The organism is Aphanizomenon sp. UHCC 0183 (genome assembly GCF_009712065.1).
Classification (GTDB): Bacteria; Cyanobacteriota; Cyanobacteriia; order Cyanobacteriales; family Nostocaceae; genus Dolichospermum; species Dolichospermum heterosporum.
The window spans coordinates 1-2562 of the sequence record NZ_VILC01000172.1 but is presented as its reverse complement, the minus strand read 5'-3'; the positions used below and the strand labels follow the sequence as shown (position 1 = coordinate 2562).

Here is a 2562-nt window from a genome sequence, read left to right as displayed (position 1 = left end):
TTACCACCGCGATGATAACTAAGATGACACTTTGGACATAAAGCTACTAGATTTTCTGGTCTATTGTCTGATGGGTCACGATTCCAGTGGTGAACTTGTAGATCGTATGCACGGGGTTTAGTAGTGTTAGGTTTTTCACCAGGACGTAAGCAAACACAATCGCACTTCTGACAACGCCAACCTGAATTTTCCTTGATGGATTTGGCTAGTTCTTTCCAATGTTTGGGGTATCTCATAATAAATGAAATGCACACGCTACATATTAATATTTTACTTTCCTAGTAGTGAAAATCGTGTGACGTGAGTGCTACAGTCATAATTCATTGAGGATTTGCCAACAAAGTTGAAGCCACAGAGATATCGTATCGTTGTCCTGTTTCTGTGATTTGAAAGTCCAGAATAAAATACTTATTATCAGAGAAATGCTGATGTTTCCTAGCAATTAGTTCATCAATTATTTGTGTAATCGCCTGTTGAGTTTCTGCATCCTGATTTGATAACTGTTGTTCCAAGAAAGTATCAAGTGTTGTTTTTTGTTGAGATTCAGGCATCACCGCCGCATTCGGTGGCTATCACAGCCAAACTAAATAATGATTTACGTCTTCTCAATGTGCTGACATTATCTAAATACGGAGCAACGAACTGTTGAAGAATTTCTGACATTTTTGGAGCGCCCTTGGGTTCTATGGGTATATTTGCAGCCAATTCCCCAAATCCCCCCTCTTCCATCTTCTTTCTCAGTGCTTCCAGGTTTTTCTGCTTATCTTGGGAACTCTGCCCTTGTTTCATCAAATCTTTAAAATCCTTAGACTTTCTCGCCATAGTGCCTCTCCTGTTTTAAATTGTTTTAAATTGGTACTAACTCAATCTTAATTACTGCATTATTTACTTACTGCATTACTGCATTACGTAAGTTTCCGAAACTGTACTTGAACCGATATGTCCATTAACGGAATTGCCAACAAAGTCAAACCAATATATTTTTGCATTATTTACTTACTGCTATACTGCATTCATTACTGAATTACTGCATTACTCTTCTACTTCCTGAAGTGCTTCATCAAGTAAGAAGCGAACAATTTCAGCCTTTTTACGCCCCGTTCTAGCAGCCATCATAGATAATTTGCGGTGCATTGATTCAGTTAAATCAACGGTTAAACGCACTGTTGCTTCTTTGGGGGGAACTTGTTGGAGTTGAGACATAATTGATGATTTAGGTTGTGGGGATGGGGTTATAGTTGGGATTATGGCTGATGCTTCCGGCAGGGATAAGCCACTCAAGCTATCGGTTGTCGGTGCTGATATGGTTTCTGCCACGTCATCAGCATGGGGCTGTTCTGTTTCCGATGGTGTACCGCCAAAGACAAACTCATTTGCCAGGGCATCATCGAGGGATTTCCGAGGTTTCTTGGTACTCACTTCAGCATCCCTACAATTTCTTTAAACAGTTTTTCGTACTCCCTTTGTGATTCCGCCGCCGGACGACCGGACAATCCCCAAATGGTTGTACCTTGTCCAAAGGTATCGGCTATTGCTTGTTTTTGGTGAATCACCGTTTTTAATACCGACACTTCTTGGATTTTTGATAGCAGGGCGATCGCCTCATCTTTTAACTTAGTACCCTTAACAGCACGACTAATAAATACTGCTGCTGTTGGTGAACCGCCGCGCACAGACTGAGCTTGTTTGATTAAGCGCACGGCATCACTGGCAGATTGTAAATCTAGACCCGTCGGTTGACAGGGAATAACGGCTAAATCAGTCCTAAATAGAATTGCCCGACTGGCTTCTGATAAACCTGCTGGTCCATCCACAATTAAATAGTCACATTCGGCTGCTAACTCTGGGATTTGTTCTAAAAGTTCATCTGGTACGCTTAATACCGTTGTGGCAATTTCCGATTCCATAGACTTCAACCATACGGAACTACTGCGCTGTGCATCGGCATCTAACAATCTGACCTTATGACCCTTGAGTGATAACCAATAGGCTAGATGCACGGCTGAGGTGGACTTTGAGCAGCCCCCTTTCTGATTGATAAATGCAATTACTGACTTACTTACTGCCATACTGCCATACTGCATTAATTACTGCATTAAGTATATACTATAAAGGAAATTTTAATTTAGTTAGCTTGAGATTGATGATATTCGATGACTACAGCAGACGAAGCCATTATCAAGCTGTCGGGGTTGTCGTGATTATTGTGAGAGAATCAATAAATTAGTGAAAAGTTAAGGAAATACTATGGATAGGATGTTAAAAGTTTGTGGTCAATGTCAGCATGAACATTACTTTGAGGACTTTTGCCCTAGCAATTGTGACAACTGCAATTCTCCGTTAGTTGGTAATGCTTACCCAGTTAAATTATTAGATCAAGTCAGTGAAAACTTATTAACCGATCCAATTATTTGGGAAATCTTGCAACCTCCAAAATAGTACACTAAGGAACGCAAATTTAATAACCTGCAATTCTGATTTAATGTGGAATGGTGCGTTACGCTGTCGCTAACACACCCTACTTTTGCACTTTATTTAATTCACATTCCTAATTATAATTTT

General features: G+C 40.2%; 6 protein-coding genes. 1 reads left to right on the top strand and 5 read right to left on the bottom strand.

All coding sequences use genetic code 11. The annotated features are described in order from the left end of the window. The 5 genes from FJR37_RS25810 to FJR37_RS25790 form a co-directional block, all read right to left on the bottom strand. The coding region (locus FJR37_RS25810) for an HNH endonuclease (protein ID WP_168467490.1) at positions 1-236 on the bottom strand (236 nt) is incomplete at its 3' end. A gap of 84 nt (positions 237-320) precedes the next feature. Further along, positions 321-551 (bottom strand): hypothetical protein, encoded by a 231-nt coding sequence (locus tag FJR37_RS25805; RefSeq protein ID WP_168467489.1) that lies wholly within the window; start codon positions 549-551, stop codon positions 321-323. Then, complete coding sequence (locus FJR37_RS25800; RefSeq protein ID WP_168467488.1) at positions 544-822, bottom strand: hypothetical protein; 279 nt, start codon at positions 820-822, stop codon at positions 544-546. The genes FJR37_RS25805 and FJR37_RS25800 overlap by 8 nt, the downstream gene beginning before the upstream one ends. Before the next feature lie 210 nt (positions 823-1032). After that, entirely contained in the window at positions 1033-1419 is a 387-nt protein-coding gene (locus FJR37_RS25795; RefSeq protein ID WP_039204268.1) for a CopG family transcriptional regulator, read from the bottom strand. Continuing rightward, complete coding sequence (locus FJR37_RS25790) at positions 1416-2069, bottom strand: AAA family ATPase (RefSeq protein ID WP_027401570.1); 654 nt, start codon at positions 2067-2069, stop codon at positions 1416-1418. The genes FJR37_RS25795 and FJR37_RS25790 overlap by 4 nt, the downstream gene beginning before the upstream one ends. Before the next feature lie 178 nt (positions 2070-2247). Between FJR37_RS25790 and FJR37_RS25785 the strand changes: the two genes are divergently transcribed. Then, positions 2248-2439, top strand: a complete 192-nt coding sequence (locus FJR37_RS25785; RefSeq protein ID WP_081981527.1) for a hypothetical protein — start codon at positions 2248-2250, stop codon at positions 2437-2439. Positions 2440-2562: the final 123 nt, after the last annotated feature.

What these genes read in the sequence shown, in the direction of transcription:
- FJR37_RS25790 (WP_027401570.1), bottom strand. Translation starts at nt 2,069, where the DNA reads ATGGCAGTAAGTAAGTCAGTAATTGCATTTATCAATCAGAAAGGGGGC.
- FJR37_RS25805 (WP_168467489.1), bottom strand. Translation starts at nt 551, where the DNA reads ATGCCTGAATCTCAACAAAAAACAACACTTGATACTTTCTTGGAACAA.
- FJR37_RS25800 (WP_168467488.1), bottom strand. Translation starts at nt 822, where the DNA reads ATGGCGAGAAAGTCTAAGGATTTTAAAGATTTGATGAAACAAGGGCAG.
- FJR37_RS25785 (WP_081981527.1), top strand. Translation starts at nt 2,248, where the DNA reads ATGGATAGGATGTTAAAAGTTTGTGGTCAATGTCAGCATGAACATTAC.